The organism is Prosthecomicrobium pneumaticum, assembly GCF_014199915.1.
Classification (GTDB): Bacteria; Pseudomonadota; Alphaproteobacteria; order Rhizobiales; family Kaistiaceae; genus Prosthecomicrobium; species Prosthecomicrobium pneumaticum.
Genome location: NZ_JACHOO010000002.1, coordinates 194,444 through 216,579, shown reverse-complemented (window position 1 = coordinate 216,579; position 22,136 = coordinate 194,444). Strand labels below are relative to the sequence as shown.

Annotated in this window: 21 protein-coding genes; 20 read left to right on the top strand and 1 reads right to left on the bottom strand. The window is 64.7% G+C overall.

What is annotated here, in order from left to right; all coding sequences use genetic code 11:
- The first annotated feature begins 24 nt into the window (after positions 1-24).
- On the top strand, positions 25-1,239 hold the full coding sequence (locus tag GGQ63_RS04655) for a peptidoglycan binding domain-containing protein (protein ID WP_183853060.1): 1,215 nt from the start codon (positions 25-27) through the stop codon (positions 1,237-1,239).
- A 74-nt stretch (positions 1,240-1,313) separates the two neighbouring features.
- Here the strand turns inward: GGQ63_RS04655 and GGQ63_RS04650 are convergent, their stop codons facing one another.
- Positions 1,314-1,538 (bottom strand): hypothetical protein, encoded by a 225-nt coding sequence (locus tag GGQ63_RS04650; RefSeq protein ID WP_183853058.1) that lies wholly within the window; start codon positions 1,536-1,538, stop codon positions 1,314-1,316.
- Positions 1,539-1,591: 53 nt separating this feature from the next.
- Between GGQ63_RS04650 and GGQ63_RS04645 the strand changes: the two genes are divergently transcribed.
- From GGQ63_RS04645 to GGQ63_RS04555, 19 genes are all read left to right on the top strand, one after another.
- Positions 1,592-2,512 carry a hypothetical protein gene (locus GGQ63_RS04645; RefSeq protein ID WP_183853056.1) on the top strand — a complete coding sequence of 307 codons (921 nt, stop codon included), beginning with the start codon at positions 1,592-1,594 and terminating at the stop codon, positions 2,510-2,512.
- Positions 2,449-3,582 carry a glycosyltransferase gene (locus tag GGQ63_RS04640; protein ID WP_210308386.1) on the top strand — a complete coding sequence of 378 codons (1,134 nt, stop codon included), beginning with the start codon at positions 2,449-2,451 and terminating at the stop codon, positions 3,580-3,582. The genes GGQ63_RS04645 and GGQ63_RS04640 overlap by 64 nt, the downstream gene beginning before the upstream one ends.
- Positions 3,582-4,598, top strand: coding sequence for a glycosyltransferase family 2 protein (locus GGQ63_RS04635; RefSeq protein ID WP_183853054.1), 1,017 nt, complete (start codon positions 3,582-3,584; stop codon positions 4,596-4,598). Before GGQ63_RS04640 ends, GGQ63_RS04635 begins: the two co-directional genes overlap by 1 nt.
- Positions 4,595-5,893 carry a glycosyltransferase family 4 protein gene (locus GGQ63_RS04630; RefSeq protein ID WP_183853051.1) on the top strand — a complete coding sequence of 433 codons (1,299 nt, stop codon included), beginning with the start codon at positions 4,595-4,597 and terminating at the stop codon, positions 5,891-5,893. Before GGQ63_RS04635 ends, GGQ63_RS04630 begins: the two co-directional genes overlap by 4 nt.
- A complete protein-coding gene (locus GGQ63_RS04625) occupies positions 5,886-6,845 on the top strand; it encodes a glycosyltransferase family 2 protein (protein ID WP_183853049.1) in 960 nt (319 codons plus the stop codon). Before GGQ63_RS04630 ends, GGQ63_RS04625 begins: the two co-directional genes overlap by 8 nt.
- Complete coding sequence (locus tag GGQ63_RS04620) at positions 6,842-7,879, top strand: glycosyl transferase (RefSeq protein WP_183853047.1); 1,038 nt, start codon at positions 6,842-6,844, stop codon at positions 7,877-7,879. The genes GGQ63_RS04625 and GGQ63_RS04620 overlap by 4 nt, the downstream gene beginning before the upstream one ends.
- Positions 7,880-7,881: 2 nt before the next feature.
- Positions 7,882-9,048: a UDP-galactopyranose mutase gene (glf, locus tag GGQ63_RS04615; protein WP_183853046.1), complete on the top strand. Its 1,167-nt coding sequence runs from the start codon at positions 7,882-7,884 to the stop codon at positions 9,046-9,048.
- Positions 9,045-10,193, top strand: coding sequence for a hypothetical protein (locus GGQ63_RS04610; protein WP_183853044.1), 1,149 nt, complete (start codon positions 9,045-9,047; stop codon positions 10,191-10,193). Before glf ends, GGQ63_RS04610 begins: the two co-directional genes overlap by 4 nt.
- Positions 10,190-11,134, top strand: coding sequence for a glycosyltransferase (locus GGQ63_RS04605; RefSeq protein ID WP_183853042.1), 945 nt, complete (start codon positions 10,190-10,192; stop codon positions 11,132-11,134). Before GGQ63_RS04610 ends, GGQ63_RS04605 begins: the two co-directional genes overlap by 4 nt.
- A 1-nt stretch (position 11,135) precedes the next feature.
- Positions 11,136-12,164, top strand: a complete 1,029-nt coding sequence (locus GGQ63_RS04600) for a glycosyltransferase family 2 protein (RefSeq protein WP_183853040.1) — start codon at positions 11,136-11,138, stop codon at positions 12,162-12,164.
- Complete coding sequence (locus GGQ63_RS04595) at positions 12,161-13,036, top strand: class I SAM-dependent methyltransferase (protein ID WP_183853038.1); 876 nt, start codon at positions 12,161-12,163, stop codon at positions 13,034-13,036. Before GGQ63_RS04600 ends, GGQ63_RS04595 begins: the two co-directional genes overlap by 4 nt.
- A gap of 3 nt (positions 13,037-13,039) precedes the next feature.
- Positions 13,040-14,062 carry a glycosyltransferase family 4 protein gene (locus GGQ63_RS04590; protein ID WP_183853036.1) on the top strand — a complete coding sequence of 341 codons (1,023 nt, stop codon included), beginning with the start codon at positions 13,040-13,042 and terminating at the stop codon, positions 14,060-14,062.
- Positions 14,063-14,162: 100 nt separating this feature from the next.
- On the top strand, positions 14,163-15,404 hold the full coding sequence (locus tag GGQ63_RS04585) for a glycosyltransferase family 4 protein (RefSeq protein ID WP_183853033.1): 1,242 nt from the start codon (positions 14,163-14,165) through the stop codon (positions 15,402-15,404).
- A gap of 110 nt (positions 15,405-15,514) precedes the next feature.
- On the top strand, positions 15,515-16,612 hold the full coding sequence (locus tag GGQ63_RS22190) for a glycosyltransferase (RefSeq protein WP_183853031.1): 1,098 nt from the start codon (positions 15,515-15,517) through the stop codon (positions 16,610-16,612).
- A 110-nt stretch (positions 16,613-16,722) separates the two neighbouring features.
- Positions 16,723-16,908: a hypothetical protein gene (locus GGQ63_RS04575; protein WP_183853029.1), complete on the top strand. Its 186-nt coding sequence runs from the start codon at positions 16,723-16,725 to the stop codon at positions 16,906-16,908.
- Positions 16,905-18,194: a glycosyltransferase gene (locus GGQ63_RS04570; RefSeq protein ID WP_183853027.1), complete on the top strand. Its 1,290-nt coding sequence runs from the start codon at positions 16,905-16,907 to the stop codon at positions 18,192-18,194. The genes GGQ63_RS04575 and GGQ63_RS04570 overlap by 4 nt, the downstream gene beginning before the upstream one ends.
- Before the next feature lie 38 nt (positions 18,195-18,232).
- A complete protein-coding gene (locus tag GGQ63_RS04565) occupies positions 18,233-19,384 on the top strand; it encodes a glycosyltransferase (RefSeq protein WP_183853025.1) in 1,152 nt (383 codons plus the stop codon).
- A gap of 170 nt (positions 19,385-19,554) precedes the next feature.
- Complete coding sequence (locus GGQ63_RS04560; protein WP_183853023.1) at positions 19,555-20,964, top strand: hypothetical protein; 1,410 nt, start codon at positions 19,555-19,557, stop codon at positions 20,962-20,964.
- A gap of 11 nt (positions 20,965-20,975) precedes the next feature.
- Entirely contained in the window at positions 20,976-22,133 is a 1,158-nt protein-coding gene (locus GGQ63_RS04555) for a glycosyltransferase (protein WP_183853020.1), read from the top strand.
- The last annotated feature ends 3 nt before the right edge of the window (positions 22,134-22,136 follow it).

Here is a 22,136-nt window from a genome sequence, read left to right as displayed (position 1 = left end):
CAGAGGAGATCGAGTATAAGGCTGATGCAGATCGACTCGTTTATTCGCCATGCCGAATGGTTACCCTTTCCCCGGAAAGATCTTATTGATCAATGTGCGATAGATGGCGTAGCGTACAAGAGACTAACTCTTGACGGCCATCCTCGTGATTTTAGGGAGAGATCTCTGGGCTGCGTGAAAAAGAGTCCGGCTGAGGATGGGGTTCCGGTAGACGACGAAGTACTTGAGGCGATAATCTATTCTCTCTGCAATGAAATTGAGCGACTGCCTCATGAGGTCGATTTTACTGATCAAGCCGTGCGGGTGGCCGTTATGGAGTGGGCACTATATTATGAGAAAATAAGAAAGGATATAATAAGGGCTATATCTAAATTTAAGCCTAATAGAGTTATATACATACAGGGATTTTTGGTTGAAGAAGTGATTCTTAGGAGCTTGGCGGAAAAGTATAAATTTGAATGTTGCGCCTGGGAGATGGCTATACTGGGGGGGTATAGTCGAATGGCCCGAGGTGGTCCGGACGCCGTCTTCAATCCCAAGCTAAGCATCCCGCATTCGGTAGATAAATCGACCGGTGCGGATGATATAGGGGAAGTTACGCGCTGGAATAAGAATCAGCAACATGAATCCGGAAAGGGGCGATTTAGTTTTCCGAACGGTCGGCTTCGGTTGCTGTTAATCTGTCAGGTGTATACAGATGCATCTCAAATATTCGGGACTACTGCGGATATCAATCCGATCTCTCTTGTGAAGGGTGTGTTAGAAATATCGGTACGGCGAGGCGCGTTTGTATTTGTAAAACTTCATCCCAAGGAGATTCATGGGCGGTCTCCTATAGGCCCAGAGCTCAATGGTCTGACCTATCGGCGGCTAGTTGGTGCGGGGTTCCCTTGGGGTAAGAAAGAGTTTCATCATTTCCAGATTGATCGAGAGTCTCTTTATGATACTGGTTCCGCTATCCGGGATTGTGACGTGGTGATCACCATCAACTCGCAAACCGCACTCGAAGCTGCTGTGGCGGGTAAGGAGGTTATACTGCTTTCTTCTTCATACTTCTCTACTTTGCCGTGCTTTTGGCATGCTGATCGTGTTGAGGATATTGCGCCTATGCTTGATGAGATAGCGGGCGGTGACCGCCGAGCGGACGTCGGACTTGCACGACAAGCTCTTAGAGATCATATTCTTAAAGACTGTGTTATAAACTCATCCGAAGAATTTCTGAGGCGGATCACCTCGTAGGGCGCCTATTCTTCAACTAAGAATTTGCGCCTGTTATGGCTCGTGTCGGTTGGCTCCATATGGACACACGCAGCCTAGATCTCCGTGCGGCGATCGAGACGCTGCTCGCCGACGACGAACTCCGCGCCCGGCTCTCGGCGGAATGTCGGCGGGTCGTCGAGCGAGAATATACGCTCGAACTCCAGGCGGCGCGCTATCATGCGCTTTATGAGGAGCTTGTTTGCGCGGCTCGTCGCCGGCACATAGGTTCTTCCATGAGGAGATTTGATGTGTAGGCGCAGCCCGAGTGTCGGCCCCATTAAGGTTCCATGAGCTATTCTAGTCAGGGGGGTGGATAGGCCGCCAGGATTGGATGTTACTTAGTATGTCGCCATCTGATATCTCGATCTTTCCGGGCAACGTTCATCTTAGGAGCGAGTACGACTTCGAACTCCTTTGCGAAAAGCGGTTTCTCTCGGCTATGTTCTCGGAGCTCGCAAATATAATGAAAGCGGAATTTGCGCGTTTCCATTTCGTCATTTGCTCGGGAGGCTCTGGTGATGATCTTGAAATAGAGACGCCGGCGGAAACAACGGTCGTGATTGTTATCTCTGATGAGCACGCTCGAGTACCGCTCGGGCTTTGTTCTCGAACGCGGCTCGTTTTCAAGAGCTACCTGCCTGGCGAGGGATTGACGAAAAATCTGTATTCGTTCCCTCTCGGGTATGTCGAGAGTACGGCGTCTTCGCTGGAGAAGCTTTCGGCTGGTGCTCGGCCGATTCGTGTTTTTTTCTCCGGAAATCTGAACGGCCAGAGAGAACCGCTCTTGCGGGCCTTGGGAACCCCCATGTGGTGTCCTCGATTGCTTCCTGCGGCGGTCGTACGATCCATTCACCCGTCCCTTGATTACAGCGGCGCCTTTCGGAACTCCTACGTGAAGTTCACGTCCGGCTTTCGTCAGGGGCTGTCGGGCGAGGATTACGGGGCAATGCTGGAGCGGAGTAAGATCGTAATCTGCCCGCCCGGTTTCTATAGCGTAGAAACATTTCGTCATTTTGAAGCCATGCGTGCGGGTTGTGTCGTTGTTACAGCCCCCCTTCCTCCGCTCTATTTCTATGAAGGCGCCCCTCACATGGTTCTGCATTCTTGGAAAGATCTCAAGAGCCGCATCAATGGGCTTCTGGGGAATGCTGAGGCGCTTCAGGAACGTCAGAACCTCACACTCGAGTGGTGGCGTGCCAGATGCTCGGAGCAGGCAACGGCGCGCCGTATAGCGGCTGCATTGGCAACGTAGATGATATCTTCGAGCGCGGCATCTGTGATTGTCGTTGCGTTCCGCTGTCTGGTGATGGTGATGGCGTGATGTTCCTGACTCTCGCCGATCTGCCGCCGCCGCCGCCCGGCAGGACGGGCTGGCCCTGGACCGTCGGCTCTCGACCGCTGCCGGCGCGGATGCGCGATGGGCGGCCTTGGCCTCGGATCTCGATCGTCACCCCGAGCTTCAACCAGGGCGCCTTCATCGAGGAGACCATCCGCTCCGTTCTGCTGCAGGGTTATCCGGACCTCGACTATCAGGTGCTCGACGGCGGTTCGCGCGATGGGACGATCGAGATCCTGAGACGCTACGCGCCTTGGCTGTCGCGCTGGCGGTCGGCGCCCGATGGCGGGCAGGCGGCGGCGATCGGCGAGGGGCTCACGGCCGCGTCGGGTGCGATCTTCCAGTTCATCAACTCCGACGACTTTTTTTGTCCCGACAGCTTCGCCGCGGTGGCCGAGGCGTTCGTCGGAGCCGATGTCGTCGGGGGCGGGGTGATCCAGTTCTCTTCGCGCGAGGAGACGCTCTATCGGAACCGTCGCCTCTCCTGCGGGCATCTGCTGCGCCATCACGGGCTGACGGCTCTCTCGGATTATCACCAGCCCGGCGTCTTCCTCGATACGGCGAAGCTGCGATCGGTCGGTGGCTTCGAGCCGGGCTATCGTTACGTCTTCGACTTCGTCACCATGGTCCGCTATCTCGACCGGTTCCCGCGCGTGCGGACGCTCGGCCAGGCGCTCGCGCATTTTCGCCTGCACGAGACGACCAAATCGGTCAGCGAAGGCGACGGCTTCGGGGCCGAGTTCGAGCGCGCCCGCCGGGACTTCGCGGCCGGCGGGCTGGGCCGACGGCACCGGGCGCTCGCCGGCCGGATCGTGCGGCGGCAGGACTGGGCGGCCGAGGTGACGCAACTGCGGGCGAGCACGCCCTCGCGCGCGAGGTTTGTGGTCGAACTGGCGCGGCGCGCGCTGCTCGACCCGCGGGTTGGTCTCAACCGCTTCACCTTCGGCGCGATGCGGCGCGCGCTGTCGCCGGTGGGGGCAGGGTGATGCGGTCCGGCGCCGCCTCGCCGCTCGTCAGCGTCGTCGTCCCGACGCGGGACCGCAACGCGCTGCTCGCCGAGACGCTCGCTTCGGTCGCGGCGCAGAACTGGCCGCGGATCGAGGTCGTGATCGTCAACGATCGCGGCGCCGAAGATCCGCGCGCCGTGACGGCCCGGATCGTGCGGCCCGGGCTTGTCTCGACCGTCATCGATTTGACCGACGTTCCGGCCGACCGCGATGGCGCGCAGGTCGCGCGGAACGTCGGCTTCCAGCATGCCTCGGGCGCTTTCGTCCTGTTCCTCGACAGCGATGATCTGCTGGGGGAGGGATGCCTTGCGCGGCGCATGGCGGCCCTCGATGCCGATCCCGCGCTCGATTTCGTGGTCGGCAACTGCCTGTGCTTCGACGGCGTGCCGCGCCCGGACGATCCGCCCTGGTCGGTCTGGCGGCAGGAACAGGACGACCTGTTCCTCTTCGTCTCGGGGCGGGTGCCCTGGCAGACGAGCGGACCGCTCTGGCGCCGTGCTGCGCTCGATCGTCTCGGGCCGTGGGCCGAGACGCTTCGCGCGGGCCACGATTACGAGTTCCACATCCGGGCGCTCGCCCACGGCCTCCGTCATCGGCGTCTCGACGGGGCGGATTTCTTCTGGCGCAAGCCGCGCAGCGACTCCTATTCGGGTCATGAAGCCTTCAAACGCCAGCACCGGGAAGGGCAGCACATCGCCGCCTTCGAGCGGTCGGTCGATGCGGTCGACGCGCAGAACCGCTGGACGGGGGCCTTGCGTGACGCAGCCTGGCGGGAGGGGGTTCGCCTCGCCTTCCTCGCGCGCCTGTTCGGGGCGGGCCGAGCCGTGGCACAGTCGGTGCTCCAGCGCCTGTTAGCTCTCCATTGCGGCGGCGCGTTCGGCTATGTCGAGGCGACCGCCTGCAACCGGCTCTGGCTCGAGGCGTTCGGCCGCAATCCGGTGCAGAGCTATCTGAAGGCGCGGGGCTATCTGGGCCCCGGCGGTGTTCCGGCATGAACGCTGCGGCGCTCGCGAACCGTTCGGCTCTCGCTGGGCACATGCGGATTGCCTTCGTGTCCTACGAGTATGCCGGCATTCGCGACGGCGGCGGCATCGGCACCTATGTTCGCAACGCCGCCGCGATGCTGGCGGCGCGCGGCCATGCCGTCGAGGTCTTCACCTCGGCGGAAGGCGGTGTCACGAGTGGCCGGACGAGCGGCGGCGTGCAGATATTCAGCGTCGACGGCCCGCGTGTGGGTTTTGCGCGTGCCGTCCTGCCGGCCTTTCTGGCGCGGCACAAGGTGCTTCCTTTCGATGTGGTGGAGAGCGCCGAATACGGGGCGGATCTCGAAGCCGTTCAGACCGCCGTGCCCGATCTTCCGCGGGTCGTGAAGCTCGCGACGGCGAGCTATCAGATCGGTGCGATCAACGATGCCTATGTGACCCCGGCAGCGAAGCTCCGGTTCGTGGCGGGCGCGCTTCGCCGCGGGCAGTGGCCGCGCCCCTTCTGGGGCCGCTACGCCCCCGCGGTCGACCCGGAGCGGGCGATCACCCTCGCCGCCGACTTGGTGACGTCCCCTACTGCGGCCTTGCTTGAGTTGACCAGCCAGCGCTGGCCAATCGATGTTTCTCGTTCGTCGGTCGTGCCGTACGTTTTTCAGGCTCGCCCCGAATTGCTTTCCCTTGCAGCGAGCCGACCATCGTCGCTCGTGACGTTCATCGGCAAGCTCGAGGTACGCAAGGGCGTGCTCGAACTCGCCCGTGCGATCCCACGAATCCTGCGCGCAATGCCGGACGCACGGTTCCGTTTCGTCGGCCGAACGCTGCCCCATCCGGCAACACGCGAGCCGCTCGATCTCGTGATCCGGCGTCTCGCCGGCGCCGGGGCAGGCCACCGGATCGAGTTCACGGGCGCTCTGCCTTACGACGAGATTCCAGGGACCCTCGCCGATACGGCGGTGGGCGTTTTCCCGAGCTATTGGGAGGCGTTCGGTTTCGTCTGTCTCGAGGCGATGGCCGCGGGCTGCGGGGTCGTTGGCTCCTCGGCGGGCGGCATGGCCGAAATCATCGAGCACGGCCGCACCGGCCTGCTCGTGCCGCCGCGCAGCCCCCGCGCAATTGCGGACGCCGTCATCGCTCTGCTCCGCGACCCGGCGCAAAGGGCGCGGATGGGGGAGGCGGCGCGGACCCATGTGCTCGCGACCTACTCGGAAGCGGCGATCGGCCCCCTGCAGGAAGCAGCCTATCGGAGGGCGATCGAGCGGGCGCGGGGGCGGACTGATCGCACCCTTGTTCGAGCATCCGATGGCTGAGGCATTCACCGTCGCGATCTGCACGCGCAATCGCGCCGCCTTCCTGCGGCGTTGTCTGGAGGGTCTTGCGGCGTCGCTGAAGGGGTTGGACGCGCCGGTCCTCGTCGTCGACAATGGATCGACAGACGATACGGCGGCTGTGGTCGCCCAGTTCGGGTCCATGGCGCGGCGCATCGTCGAGCCGAGAGTCGGGCTGTCGCATGCGCGGAACGCCGCCATGGCCGCTTGTTCGACTGCATATCTCGTCTTTCTCGACGATGATGGGATCCCGTCGGCTGAATGGGGATCCGCCGTTGGTGCGGTCACGAAACGGGCCGAGGCGGATGTGTTCGGGGGGCCCTATACGCCGTTCTACACCTCTCCGAAGCCGGCCTGGTTCGACGATTCTTTCGGCAGTGCCCATCTGGAACTCGCCGACGGCCCACAGGCGGCGTCCGTTTGCTTCTCGGGCGGCAATATGGGCTGGCGTGTCTCAGTCTTGTCAGCAGCAGGAGGCTTCGATCCGACCCTTGGCGTCAGCGGTGATCGATTACGACTGGGGGAGGAAACCGCTCTTCAACTGGCACTTCGGCGGTCGAATCCCACCCTGCGCTTTGAGTTCAGTTCCTCGATGAGGATGGTACACCATGTCTCGCGGGAAAAGATGAGGCTCTCCTATATTCATAGGAGAAACTATATCTACGGGTATCAACTTCGAGACATCGATCCGGCCAACCCGATCAATGACTTGCCGCTGGCTATGTTCGTTCGCCAGACAAAGCTCGGGCTGCCGCTGTTGGCCCGGCTGATCTGGCGCCGCGGATTGACGGAGCGGGAGAGTTGGCGGCGTTACGCCGCGCGCTACCTTTCGCTCAATTCGATCCTGTTCGGTGCTCAGGTCCGGCGCTGGTTCGCGGGTGCGAGACGCCGTTCGCCGGCCGCAGCTCACATCGACAACGGCGCGGCCTCGTGAGCGGGCTTCGCGAGTTCGCCCGCCGCCTGGGTGTGGGGAAGGCCGCGCGGCTCGTCTATCACCGGCCCGTCGGGCTCGTGCGCCAGAGCATCCTCGAGGGGGGGCCGGTCGAGCAATGGCGGACGGCGGGTGGGCGAGCCGCGATGATCGAGGCGGCGGAGCGTTTGCCGCCGCTCGGTGAACCTCCCATCGGCTCCGCCGCTGAGGTGGCGTTTCTCACCGGGCCGAAATACTGGTTCCAGACGGTGTTCTGCTTCGTCTCGCTGCAGCTCGGTGTGCCCTTCAAGATCACGCCCGTCGTGTTCGACGATGGCGCGATGACCGCGGCGCTTCGTGATCGCCTCCGCCGAATCGTACCATGGGCCGAGTTCGTCGACCGCGATGCGACCGAGGCGCGGCTCGACCGCCTCTTGCCTCGGCACGCCTTTCCGGCGCTGCGGGCGCGGCGGGAGGTCTATCCGCATCTGCGCAAGCTGACGGACATGCAGCTCGGCCCGGCGCCGCGGCGCCTGATCCTCGATTCCGACATGCTGTTCTTCCGCCCGCCCGCCCGCCTGATCGAATGGTTTGAGGCGCCGCACGCGGTCTATATGCAGGATGTCGCGACGGCCTATGGCTATCCGCTCGACTTTCTTTCGCGGCTCGCCGGCGCGCCGGTTCCCGAGCGCGTCAATGTCGGGCTCTACGCGCTCGATGCGCACCCCATCGACTGGGAGCGGCTCGAGCACTGGTGCGCCGCGCAGAACGAGCATTATGGACCGAGCTATCTTCAGGAACAGGGCCTGACCGCCATGCTGTTCGCCGGTCGGCCGGCGGCGGCACTGCCGCGCACCGACTATGTCGTCATGCCCGGTCTCGACGAGGGCAGGGCGCCGGCGGCGGTGCTTCATCACTATGTCGCGCAGTCGAAGCGATCCTATTACCAGCACGGCTGGCAGCGGGTCTTCGAACGGGCCTGTGCGGCTGCGGCGGCCAGCTCCTTCCAGGGCCGTCCACCGGGGGGACGGTCCGAAGTGCAACAGGTGGTCGGCTGACGATGCGCAGAACATTGATAGTAGGAGCGGGCCTGACCGGGGCCGTGCTCGCCCGGGAGATCGCCGAACGTCTCGACGAGCGCGTCGTTGTGATCGATCGCCGCGAGCACATCGGCGGCAATACCTTCGACGGCCCAAACGGGCACGGCGTCGTCGTGCACCACTATGGCCCGCACATCTTCCATACCAACGCGCCGCAGGTGGCGAACTATCTGAGCCGCTATACGGACTGGCGGTCCTATGAGCACCGGGTCGTTGCGTGGTTCGACGACCGATGGGTGCCGCTGCCGTTCAACATGACGGCGATGGAAATCGTCTTCGGCGAGACAGAAGGTCGCCGGCTCAATGCGGTGCTCGCCGGAGAATACGGTCTCGGCGTCAAGGTTCCGATCCTGAAGATGCGGCAGTCCGGTTCGGCCGATGTCCGCCGTGTCGCCGATCTCGTCTATGAGAAGGTCTTCCTTCATTACACGATGAAGCAGTGGGGCGTCGCGCCCGACGCGCTCGACCCTTCCGTGTCCGCTCGTGTGCCGGTCTTCCTTTCACGCGACGACCGCTACTTCCAGGACACCTTCCAGGCGATGCCGCGTGATGGCTATGCCGCGCTGGTCGCCCGTATGCTCGACGATCCGCGGATCGAGCTGCGCTGTGGCCAGAGCTTCGAGGACGTCGACGGTGTCGAGCGGTTCGATCGCGTCGTCTTCACCGGCGCGATCGACGAGTTCTTCGATCATGTGCACGGGCCGCTTCCCTATCGCAGCATCCGCTTCGACATGGTGACGACGGAATCTGGACACACGATCCAGCGCGCCGCCCAGCAGAACTTTCCGACCCCTGCCGCGCAGCATGCCTTTACGCGGTCGACGGAATTCAGGCAGCTGACCGGCCAGGGCGACATCGGCCATACGACCCTGGCCTTCGAATATCCGGAAGACTATGTGCCGGGGCGCAACGAGCCCTATTATCCCATCCCGCACGAGGACAGCCGCAGGATCTACCGGCGCTATGCGGCGGAGGCGGCGAAGCTCGGCACCGTCTTCTTCGCCGGACGCCTCGCCGATTACAGCTATTACAACATGGACCAGGCGGTCGCGCGGGCGCTCGCCTGTTTCGAGAAGGAGATCGCGCCGCGCCGTCCGGCGTCCGCCGGCCGGGAGGCTTCCGCGTGACACCCGAGGTCGCATGGTTCAGGCACGGCCACGACCATCGCAACTTCCTGCTGCGCCACGGCTTCATGCGGCTGCACCGGGCGGGGGCGATCCGCTACCGCGAGCGCCCGCTCGCTTCGGCCGCGTCGGCGGGCTTCTCGGAGGCCGTCCTCGCCCATCCGCATCGCCACACCAGCCTGATCGCCGTGTCGCGCAGCAGCACGCGCAGGCGCTGCATCGTCGACAGCGAGGATTCGTTCCTCTGCATGGCGGGCATCATCGAGCACGCCGATGTCTATTTCTGCGCGGGCTATAACCGCGCCTTCTTCATCGACCGGCGCTTCAGTGCCCCTTATGGCTGGCTCGAGCCGCAGGAGACTGCCTTTTACGAGCGGCGCGCGGCTGCGCTCCTCGAGCGGCAAGCCGCCTATTTCGATCGGGTTCGCCCCTTCGTGCCGATCGGGCCGAATGCCGAGCGACGTCGGGGGCCGGGGCCGCTCGTACAGACGATGCGGAACGGCTATGACAAGCTCGTGCGCCGATTATCCGGCGATGAGCCATGGTTCGTTGCTTATCTCGATTTCGAGGCGCGCTATCGGGAGCTGCTCGCGCTGCGCGACCGGCCGCCGCTCCATGACGTCGTGCTCCTCGATACGCTGTGGGGGTGGCCGCGGCACCGGGTCGCCCTGCACCGGGAGCTCGCTAAGCTGGCCGAGCGAGGCCGTGCGATCCATGCGCGGCTCAACTGGGCGGAGCCTTCCGAATGGGACGGCAGCGCGGCGGCCCCGCTCGATAAGGCCGCCTTCCCGATGGCGGTCGGAGCCGTCGCGGACTATGAGACGATGCTCGCCGCGAGCCGTCTCGCCGTTTTCGCGTCCGGATTCCACTGGGGCTGGCGCAACATCATGACGCTCGCCATGATGCTCGGCCTGCCGATCTTCGCGGACCGCGCCTTCCTGGAGCCGTGGTTCGACCTGTCGCGCTTCGAGATCAGCTGGAACGACGAGGCGGGCTGGGCGGGTGTCGAAGAGGCGCTCGCGCGGACGACGGACGCCGAGCGCCGCCGCATCGCCGCCCGCAATCAGGCGGCGTATGATGCGTTGATGGCGCCCGAGAAGGTGGCGGAGTATGTGCTCGCGACGGCGCTCGATGAGGCGGCTCCGTGAGCCGACCGCTCGTCTCCGTCCTGATACCTTGTTTCAATGCGGAACGTTTCGTCGCCGCGGCGATCGAGAGTGTCCTCGAGCAGAGCTATCCGTCGATCGAGCTGATCGTCGTCGATGATGGCTCCACAGACGGCTCGGTCGAGAGGGTGCAGCGGTTCGCCGGTCGTGGCGTCCGGCTCATTCGGCAGGCCCGCGGCAGCGCCTCGGCGGCGCGCAACCGGGCCTTCGCGGCTTCGAGCGGTCGTCAGGTCCTCTTCCTCGATGCGGACGATCTGATCGGCCCCCGCCACATCGAAGCGCTCGCTGAACGGCTGGGCGGCGCAGACGATGTCGTCGCGACCGGTCCCTGGGCGCGGTTTCGCCACGATCCTGCCGAGGCGCAGTTCGTGCCCCGGCCGAACGATCGTGACGCCTCGGGCACCGACTGGCTCATCCGGGAATGGACCGGCGGCCAGCCGATGACACAGTGCGGGGCCTTCCTCATTCCGCGCGCTTTGATCGAGCGCCGCGGCGGATGGGACGAGCGCCTCACCCTGATCGACGATTTCGAGTTCTTCGCCCGCCTGCTCGCCGCGGCCGAGCGCGTTCTCTTCGCCCCCGAGGCCCGGCTGTACTATCGCTCCGGAGTGGCGGGCAGCCTGTCGGGGCGGAAGTCCCGAGTGGCGGTCGAGTCGGCCTATTTATCGTTGACCCTTGCCGTCGATCACCTTCTGACCCTCGACAGTTCTTCGGCTGCACGCAGGGCGAGCGCGAATATCCTCCAGTCGTTCGATTATGAGCACTACCCGTACCATGGCGATCTGCGCATCCTGGCTCGGGCGCGTGCCAAAGAACTCGGTGGAGCCGATATAGCTCCGGTGGGACCACCACGGTTCCACGCGTTGCGCCGGCTCGTCGGCTGGCGACTTGCGCGTCGGCTGCAGCTCTTGGCGAGGCGGTAGAATGAGTTCAGCCCAATCCCCCGGCGACCCGAGCGGCGCCGATCTCGTGGCGGTCTATATCGTGACGTATCGCCGGCATGAAATGTTGCGGCGGGCCATCGCGAGCGTGCTCGCGCAGACCCACACGATGTTGCTCGTCAAGGTTGTCAATGATGATCCGGCCGATGGCGAGGTTGGCGATATCATCGAGAGCTTCGCCGATCCGCGTCTCAGTCTGTTTCTCCCCCTTACAAAGCGTGGTCCGGTTAGCAGCTTCAACTTGGTGTTTCGGGAAGCGGAGGCGCGCTACGCCGCTTTGCTGGAGGACGACAACTGGTGGGAACCAACATTCCTCGCCGCGCAGATCGCCGTTCTGAAACATTTTCCAGACGCTCCGCTGGTTGTAGGCAACGAAAGGATCTGGCGCGAGCTGCCGGGCGGGCGATGGCACGACACGGAAACAACGATCTGGCCATTCTACGATGTGCGCCTTCATAGCTTCACGCTGACAGAGATCTGCGGCTCTGCGAAGATCTGTAACAGCTCCATGCTTGTTCGCGTCGAACGTCGATCGTCGCTCTTGACGCCTGAGACGATACCCGTCGACGTGACGGAGCACTTTAGGGAGCGATTGTTGCCCCGCTCCGTGCCACTCAACGGCGCGCCCCTCGTCAATTATGCAGAAACGCTCAGCAGCGCGCGCGATGTTGGCGACCGATGGGGCATGTATCAGGCGCTCCTGATCGGCAGCGTCTTTGCGGCCCTACGCAGCAAGACGAGTCGCCGACGTCTGGCCGGAGCGCTCTGGAATGGTGTATCGCCAATCTCACCGCGGGCTGTAGCGCTCGTCGAGGCGGGATTGGCAAACCGCGAGGCACATGCGTTGCTGTGGCGGGCGCCGGTCGTCGGACTGATGAGAGCTTGCCTCTCGTTCGGGCGGCGTCCGACGCGATGGCTCCGTCTGTTGCAGAGCCGGCGCCGATTGGCGCAGCACTTCCAGTTCCTTGCTGAGGCTCCGCTCACTCGCAACCTCGCCGGAGACGGTCAATGATCCCGCTGAAGGCCCATCTGCGAGACCTCCTGCGGGCGTCCATGCGCGGCGAGAGGGACGGACTGAGCCCGTTCGGACGCTTTGCCAAGAGGCTGGCTCACCATGTGGAGTTTCATGCCCGCGTCCTGGAACGCGAGGCCCGCTTCTCAGCTCCGGCTGCTGAGCCCTCGAACGGTTGGGGCGAAGAGGATATCAGGGGTCGCCTGGTCTATGACTTTGGCGCCAACCATGGACGAAACATTCCGTACTATCTGGCGCGCGGATTGAATGTGGTGGCCGTCGAGGCGAATCCCCTTTTATGTTCAGTCATTAGTGATAAGTATATTGATTATTGCAAGGAGGACCGCCTAAAGGTCATAAACGCATGTATTGTTCCCGATGAGTCTGTTCATCAGGTGGAATTTTACATTCATTCCGAGCAAGATTCACTTAGTACTTTTGTCGTGCCTGGATCTGAAAGGGCTGCGGACTTCAGGATGATCACGCTACCCTCCCTCACGCCGGGCGCGCTATTCGATCAATACGGCGATCCCTTCTACGTCAAGATCGACCTTGAAGGGCTTGATGGTCCAATTGTTCGCTCTATGACCCGGTCCGTTTCAGTTCCGTACGTTTCAGCCGAGATACATACACCTGACGTGTTCCTCGAGCTTGCTTCCGCCGGCTACACGAAATTTAAGATCGTTGAGGGAGAGTATGTGAATAACAGATACTTCGATATTGATTTACTTGACTTTAAATGGAAGTTCGAATATGACGCTGCTGGACCTTTCGGGGAGGATGTCCCGGGAAGATGGTTGAGCGCATCCGAGATGGCGCTGTATCTCGCCGCCAACGGCTATGGGTGGAAAGATATCCACGCGAAGCTCTGAGGAATGAAGATCGTCCTCACCGCCGATCCGGAGCTCCCCGTCCCGCCGGTCCATTATGGCGGCATCGAGCGGGTGGTGGACCTGCTCGCGCGGGGGCTCGTCGCGCGGGGACATGAAGTCGTCCTGTTCGCTGATCGGAATTCCAGATCGGCAGGGCGGCTCGTGCCTTGGCCGGGCGCCGACAGTCGGTCCCGTGTCGACACGGTCCGGAACGCGGCCGTTCTCGCCGGCGAAGTGCTGCGGGGGCGGTTCGATCTCGTGCACAGCTTCTCCCGCGTCGCCTATCTCGCGCCGCTCCTGCCGCTGTCGATCCCGAAGCTGATGACCTATCAGCGACCGGTCGCCCCCAGAACCATCCGCTTCGGAACCGCCCTGTCGCGTGGAACGCTCGGCTTCACCGCGGTGAGCGAGGCGATGATCCGGCCCGTGCGGTCGCTCGGGCGCTGGAGCGTCGTGCCGAACGGGGTGCCGCTTTCGACCTATGATTTCGTGCCGCGCGTGCCCGACGACGCGCCGCTCGTCTTTCTCGGCCGGGTCGAGGCGATCAAGGGACCCCACCTCGCCATCGAGATCGCCAGGCGCGCCGGCCGCCGGCTGGTCATCGCCGGCAACGTCCCCGACGCCCATCGTGCCTGGGCGCAGGCGCATGTCTTTCCGCATGTCGATGGCGCGGCCGTCGCCTATGTCGGGCCGGTCGACGACGCGCAAAAGAGCGCACTTCTCGGTTCGGCCGCGGCCTTCCTGATGCCGATCCTCTGGGACGAGCCGTTCGGCATCGTGATGGCGGAGGCGCTCGCCTGCGGCACGCCGGTGCTCGGCCTGCGCCGCGGATCGGTGCCGGAGGTCGTCGACGACGGCGTCACGGGCTTCGTGCGCGACGGCGTCGACGGCCTGGTCGGCGCGGTCGCCCGTCTGGCGGAGATCGACCGTGCCGCCTGCCGCCTGGCCGCCGAGACGCGCTACAGCGAGACCGTGGTGGTCGATGCCTATGAGGCGGTTTATCGTGCGGCGGTGCGCCATGGATAGCCGGGTGTCCGCTGCAGCATCCCCTATGGTCCGCGAGGGCCTTCCCGGGCCTCGGCAGAGGCTTGCGGTAAGGGCGCTCGTCGCCTTTCCGTCGACGGCGATGTTCGGCCAGCAAGCGGCGCTCGCCTTTGCGGAGCGTGACGCGCTCGAGGCCTATCTGACCAGCTTCGCCTTCGACCCCAGCGGCACGTTCGCGCGCTTGCTGAAGATGCTGCCCGACCGCTTGGGAGGTCGATTGCTCCGTGAACTCGCGCGCCGCTCGGTGACCGCGGTCCCGCGCGATCGGGTGGAGACGGCGGCCTTCTGGGAGGTGCTGCGCACGCTGGCGGACAAGGGGCGGCTCGATCGCCGGACGGTCGACCGCATCTGGGATCTCCAGTCCCGCCGTTTCGCCGCGGCCGCAGGGCGGCGCCTGCGGCGCGGAGGAACGGCCGTCTATGCCTATGAGTATACCGCGCTCGAGGCCTTCGAGGCCGCAGACCGGCTGGGGCTCGCCAAGATCCTCGACTTCCCGTCCTTGAACAGCCGCGCCTATCAGGAGTTGCAGCGCGTTCAGAAGGCGATCCATCCGGAACTGGCGTCGCCGCTCGACGGCTACTTCGAGACCCTCTTCGAAACCCGCCAGTCCCGCCGCGACGCCGAGATGCGGTCGGCCGACGTCGTCATTACCAACTCGTCCGTGACGCGGGCTTCCCATATCGCCGGCGGCGCCGACCCGGCGCGCACCTTTGCCGTTCCCTATGGCGCGCCGCCTGTCGTCGAAGGGCGGGCGCGGACGGGCGCCGACGGGCCGCTCCGGGTGATCTGGGCGGGAACCTTCTCGATCCGCAAGGCCGCGCATCTCTTCATCGACGCCTGGCGTCGGCTCGACGCCGGCCGGGCCATCGAGGCGGACGTGTTCGGCGCGCAGGCCCTGCCGGAGAACCTGTGGCGCCCGGCGCCCGAGGGAATGACGTTCCACGGTTCGGTCCCCCAGACGCGGCTCTTCGCGGCCTATGACGCCGCGGACGTGCTGATGTTCCCGACGCTGTCGGACGGCTTCGGCATGGTGGTGACGGAGGCCTTCTCCCGCGGGGTCCCGGTGATCACCACCGATCAGGCGGGCGCGAGCGATCTCGTCCGGCACGAGGTCAACGGGCTCATCATTCCCGCCGGGGACGCCGCGGCGATCGCCGCAGCGTTGCAGTGGTGCCTCGACAATCGGCGCCGGCTGGCGGCGATGAGGCGAGAGGCGCTCGAGACGGCGCGGAACTGGCAGTGGCGGGATTATCGCGCCGCGCTCTATGGGGCCATCCAAGCGGGCCTGGGGCGGCGCGACGATCGTGGATTGATTGAGATCTGAAGGTTCTTGTGTCATTACCCATCGTGCACACTAGAGCGTCGCGTTTCGCGCCTAGGGGCGCCGCCGATGCGGTTCTAACCAGAGAGACGCGCCCTCTCCGAGGGTTGTTTGTGTCCAATCATCGGTTCCTTGCCGATTCCCCGGGGGGTGTGCAGGTTGCGACGCGCGAATATATTCGTTTGCTGGCCGCGGCCAACATTGATGTGACGGTTATTCCTGTCGATATAGATATCCGGTTTGGCGTCAGGCTCAGGCGGCTGATCCGGACCTCGCCTTATCAGGGGAGTATATCGCCAGAAGATTTATTTAAAATTGTCGAAGCTGCGCAGCATGCGGACTTTGTTTTCCTTAATCAAGTCAATCTGGCGGGTTCGATCCGAGGCGAGGCGTTTGCTGATCTGCGTAGGAAGATCGTTCTTCTGTCTCATGGTGCAGAAGTTACTGATCTGCTCAATCATGTTCGGGTTGTTCGAAAGCTTCCACTCTCGGGGCGTCTGAGACCGTCGCCGATTCGGGCCGTGCACAATGTCCTGTCTGATGAGATCGCAGCGCGGGAAGGAATTCGAGCGGCCGTCTGCCTTTCGCCCTTCGACGCCGATTTCGAGCGCTGGCTCGGCGTTTCGCATGTAGTCTGGATCCCCCGCACGGTCGTGTTCGATCCGCTGGACTGGATTCCGGTGCCGAAGCGATATGGTTTCCTCGGCACATTGGATCATGCCCCTAATCTTGCGGGACTAGTATCCGTCCTAGAGGCGCTCGAAGCTTCGAAGACCTGGAGGCCCGACGTGCGGGTGGTCGGCGGTCCCGAGCGGTTGGGCGCTTGGTTAACGGAGCGCTTTGCCAGCGTCACCTATTTGGGGCCGCTCGACGAGGAAGCAGTCAGATGCGAGGTATCCTCTTGGACGGCCTTACTCAATCCGATCTTTTGCCAAGGACGTGGCTGTAGCACCAAGCTTGCCGTCGCGCTCGGATGGCATATACCGATCGTTACAACGACGGTGGGGCGGCGAGGATACCTATACCGACAGGGAGCTATCCTCACCGCCGACCAACCAGAGAGTTTCATCCGAGCGATGAAGTCGCTGGAAGATCGCGATGTGCTCGCCGGCGTCCGCCGAGACCTAGGGCGCGCCGCTGAATCAACACCGAGCATAATGGAAAACGCTGTGCAATTTCAAAGATTTATGATGGACGCTTTCGACATCTAGTGTTGTTTAGATTATTGGGGGGCTGATCGCTTTGGCATAATGATCAATGTCGAATTGGGATGGTGAAGAAATACATTGCAGGATGTCGGAGATTTTTCATGAATTGACTCATGATGGCGGTCTTAGAAATCCTGTTCAGAATCTTGCCAAGTCGGAAGGATAGAAATGTCGGGGATATCGTCCTGAACAATGGACGCCGCCGCGCCTGGGAACTGGGCCAGGGCCGCTTCAGCTGGGAGGAGGAGCAGTCCGTTCTGCTCGCCGTGGTCGACAAGGCTCTGCGCGGCGCCCCGTGAAGACCGTGCTCATCCTGTCGCCGCATTTCCCGCCGTCCTCGCTCGCCGGCGTCCACCGCGCGCGGCATCTCGCCAAACATCTGCCGGCGCATGGCTGGCGGCCGATCATCGTGCGGGTGGACGAGCGGCACTATCCCGAGGTGCCCGACCGGGCCTTGGCGGCGCTCGTGCCGGAGACGGTCGAGCAGATCCGCACCGGCGCCGTCCCGGCGCGGCTCGCGCGGTTCGCGGGCATCGGCGACATCGGCCTGCGCGGCTATCCCTTCTTCGGCCGGGCGCTCGCCGAGGCCGCCGCGCGCTTCGAGGCGCAGCTCGTTCTGATCACCGGCTCGCCCTATTATCCGATGCTGCTCGCAGCCGGTATCCGGCGGAGGCTCCGCCTGCCCGTCGTGCTCGATTTTCAGGACCCCTGGGTTTCGGCGGACGGCGCCACCCGGCCTTGGCCGTCGAAGGGACGCCTCGCGCACCAGCTCGCCGTCGCGCTCGAGCCGCGGGCGGTCAAGGCCGCCGCGTGGATCACCTCGGTCTCGGAGACGCAGAACGCCGAGATGGCCGCCCGCTATCCCTGGCTCGACGCGCGCCGCATGACCGCCATTCCGATCGGCGGCGACGCCGAGGATTTCGCGGCGCTGCGGGCCGCGCCGGCCGGCGCGGCGGACGCGCTTCTCGAGCCCGGCCGTATCAACCTCTGCTATGTCGGAACCTTCCTGCCGCATGGCGGCGCCGTGATGCGGACGCTGTTCCGCGCGGTCGGCTGGCTCGCCGCGCACCATCCCGCAGCGGCGGAGCGGCTCCGTCTCGTCTTCGTGGGAACGAGCAACCAGCCTGCCGGCACCGCCACGGGATCGCCGGCCCATCGCGTCGCCCGCCTGGCCGAGGAGGAGGGCGTCGCCGCACTCGTCCGGGAACACCCGGCGCGTGTGCCCTTCGTCGACGCGCTCACGTTGCTCGCCCGGTCGGACGGGGTGATGATGCTCGGATCGGACGAGCCGCACTACACCGCCTCGAAGATCTATCCCGGCCTGATGTCGGGCCGGCCCTGGCTTTCGATCTTTCACGCCCGCTCGAGCGCGCATGCGATCCTGACGGAGGCCGGCGGTGGTGCCGCCTTCGGCTTCTCCGATCCGGCCGCGCTTCCCGGCCTCGTGCCCGCTCTCGGCGCGACGCTCCTCGATCTCGTCGAGGCGCCGGGGCGTTTTGGGCAGGTCGACCCGGCGGCTTACGCGCCCTACTCGGCACATGCCGTCGCCGGCCGGTTCGCGGCCGTGTTCGAGGCGGCGTCGTGAGGGGCGGGGGGCGACGATCATCGGCCGGAGCCTCTAACGTGCGGCTCGCCGTGCTTTCGTCGCACCCGATCCAGTACTATGCGCCGCTTTTCCGCGCCTTGGCGCATCGCCTCGATCTGCACGTCTTCTTCGCCCATCGGGCGACGCCCGAGCAGCAGGCCGCCGCCGGCTTCGGCGCGGCCTTCGACTGGGACATCGATCTCACCGCCGGCTACCCGCACTCCTTCCTGCGCAACGTCGCATCGGAGCCGAGCGCTGCCCGGTTCGCCGGCTGCGACACGCCGGAGATCGGTGCCGCCTTGCGAGACGGCCGCTTCGATGTCGTCCTGGCGCTCGGCTGGCACCTGAAGTCGATGCTGCAGGGGATTGTCGCGGCGAAGCGCGCCGGCATGCGGGTGATGGTGCGCGGCGACAGCCATCTCGACACGCCGCGCTCGCGGCTGAAGCGGGTCGCGAAGGCGGTCGGCTATCCGCCGTTGCTGCGCATCTTCGATGCCGCGCTCTTCGTCGGCGCCCGGAACAAGGCCTATTACGAACACTATCGCTATCCGTCCGAGCGGCTGTTCCGGTCGCCGCACTGCGTCGATACCGAGCGGTTCGGCCGGGCGGCGACGGTGGAGGCGCGCCACCGCCTGAGGGCGCGGCTCGGGGTGGGCGAGGCGGCCCGTCTCGTCCTCTTCGCCGGCAAGCTCGTCGACTTCAAGCGGCCGCTCGATGCCGTCGATGCGATCGCCTTGTTGCGACGCCGGGGCATCGACGCGGCACTTCTCGTCGCGGGCGCGGGGCCGCTCGAACCGCTGCTGCGGGCGCGCGCGGCCGAGGCCGGGGTTCCGATCCATCCGCTCGGCTTCCGCAATCAGACGGAGATGCCGGAGGCCTATGCGGCCGCCGACGCCCTCGTCCTGCCCTCGGACGGCCGCGAGAGCTGGGGCCTCGTCTGCAACGAGGCGCTCGCCTCCGGCTGCCCGATCGTCGTCTCGGAGGCGGTCGGCTGTGCGCCCGATCTCGCCGCCGACGGGCTGGTCGGCCGCACTTTCCCGCTCGGCGATACGGGTGCGCTCGCGGCCGCCCTGGCAGCGCTCTGCGCGACGCCTCCGTCACGAAGCGCCATCGATGCCGTATCGGCACGGTTCTCGATCGACGCCGCCGCCGATGGCATCATCGCGGCCGCGGGCGCGGCGGAGACTTGAGGCGGTGCGCCACAACCGCCCGCGCCTGTCCGGACTTCGGTCGTAGAATGGTCAGTGGCTGCCGGGGCGGGCCTCTGGTATGCTTGAAGGGCTTTCACCATGTCTGAGTGGCGGGCGAGCGGCCGTCGATCGTCGAAGTGGGGCCCATGCTAGCGTCCCGGTTCATCGTAGTGCTCGTCATCGCTGCCGGCTCGATCGCGGCCCTGATGAGCCCCAATTCCCTGCTCGTCTTTGCGACGGGCGCTGTGCTGGCCGGAAGCATATTGCTTCTCTGGACACCGCGGGACGTACCCGTCCTGCTCCTTCCCGTCGCAATGCAATGGCTGTCGGTCGCGATCAAACCGATCCAGACGGCCGTCTTCGGCGTGGAGTTGAACGACCTGCCGCGAATTGGCGCTGACTTGGTGTCTGCGGCGTGGTTCGCGCTTGCTGGCATAGCGGCGCTGGCCGTCGGCATGCGATTGGGACTTGGTCTCCGGCCGGGCGACGTACAGCGCAGGCTGCTGGCCGAGGCACAACGCTGGCAGCCGCGTCGGGTGATTGGCGCCTCGCTTGCTGCAATCGCCGGAGGCCATGCGGCCGACATGAGCACCGCCTATGCCGGGGGGCTGGGGCAGCTGTTTCTTGCTTTCGCGAATCTGCGCTTGGCCGGGGTCTTCGTCCTGACCTTCTGGTGCGTGGCGACGGGGCGTCGCCTTGGGCTCCTGAGCGCGGTGGTTCTCGTCGAAACAGCTTTCGGGATGACCGGGTTTTTCTCCGACTTCAAGATGGTCGTGTTCACTTTCGCTGTGGCAGCGGCCTCGGCAAAACCGAAACTCAGCTTGGCGACGCTGTCTCTTTCGGCGATCGCTGCCATCTCTTTGATTTGCCTCGGTGTCTTCTGGAATGCGGTAAAAGGCGAGTATCGCACGTTCCTCAATGCAGGATCGGGTGCTCAAGTGGTCGTTCAGCCTCTCGATAAGCGGATCGAGTATATGGCCTCTATGATTAGCTCTTTTGATTCCGAGAGGTTCTCAGATGGCTTCTCGGCTCTTGTTGATCGTCTATCCTATATTGATTTTCTTGCGAGTACAATGGAGTATGTTCCTCAGGTCAAACCTTATGGTAATGGGGAGCGTCTCGCTGCGGCCATCTCGCATATTCTAACGCCCCGATTCCTCTTTCCTGGAAAGCCGCCTCTGCCAAACGATACTATTGTTACGGAACAATACACCGGACTTCGATTTTCCGACACAATAAATACGTCCATTAGTATTGGGTATCTCGGCGAAATTTATACAGATTTTGGCGTTTTTGGTGCGCTTCCTATAGTCGGCCTCTTGGGCTGGGCGATGGGGCGTTCGATTTCTGTGTTGCTGAACTACAGAAAGATACCTTTAATTTTGAGCTTGTCGCTGGCCGCGGTAGCGGTTATGCCCGCCCTGTTCTTCGAGCGCGCTCTCGTCAAGCTCGTCGGTTCGATGCTGACGACCTTCATCGCCACCCTGCTCATCCAGCGCGTGCTGGCGCCGCGCGTGCTGCGGATGGCGTTCGGCGGCCGGATCTTCCGTGGGCCCCGCCGGCCGGCGCTGGGTCGGTAAGGCCGCATCGGATGCCCGGTCCCGCCTCGGTTCATTTCCTCGCTTCCGTGCGCGATCCCGGGGCTGGGCCGTCCTACAGCGTGGTGGGCTTGGCGGCGGCGCTTCGGCGCGCCGGCCTCGACGCCGACATCCACTCCGTCGCGGGTTGGCGCGATGCCGGAGGAGGCGCCGGCGAGGGGGTGAGCCATCCGCTCGGCACAGGCCCTATGCGCCGGTTCTGTGCCTCGCCCGCGATGCGCCGGTTCGCGTTCGACGCGTCGCATCGGCCCGTCGTTCTCCACAGCCACGGGCTCTGGCTGATGCCGAACCGCTATCCGGCTGAGGCGCGGCGCCGGGCGGAGAGCAAGGCCCGGCTCATTCACGCGCCGCGCGGCATGCTCGGCGCCGAGGCGCTCCGGATCTCGCGCCGGAAAAAGCAACTCGTCTGGCATTGGTGGCAGCGGGCGGCGCTCGCGGCTGCGGACTGTCTGCACGCTACCGCTCCGTCCGAATATGAGGAGATCCGGGCGGCCGGCCTTCGCCAGCCCGTCGCGGTGATCCCGAACGGCATCGATCTGCCGGAGCGCGTGCGGCGGCAGGCGGGCGCAGGGGGGGTGAAGGAGGTGCTGTCGCTCGGCCGGGTGCATCCCAAGAAGGGGCTCGATCGGCTGGTCCGCGCCTGGGCGCTCGTCGAGACGGAATTTCCGGACTGGCGGCTCCGGATCGTCGGTCCTGCTGAAGAGGGCCATGACGAGGCGCTCCGCCGGCTCGCCGCCGAACTCGGCCTGACGCGCGTATCGATCGAAGGGCCGGCCTATGGCGCCGAGAAGCAGGCCGCGCTCGCGGGAGCGGCGCTCTTTGCGTTGCCGACCCTCAACGAGAACTTCGCGATGACCGTCGCCGAGGCGCTCGCCGCCGAAGTGCCGGTGATCGCGACGAAAGGGGCGCCCTGGCGCGGCCTCGTCGAGGAACGTTGCGGCTGGTGGATCGATCACGGCCCGGAGCCGCTCGCCGCCACGTTCCGCGCGGCCATGGCCCTGCCCGAGGCGGAGCGGCGCGCCATGGGCGCGCGCGGCCGCGCCTGGATGGCGCGCGACTTCTCATGGGCGCGAATTGCCGGCGAGTTCGAGGCCGTCTATCGCTGGATGCTCGAAGGTGGCGCGCCCCCCGACTGCGTGTGGTTCGACTGAAGC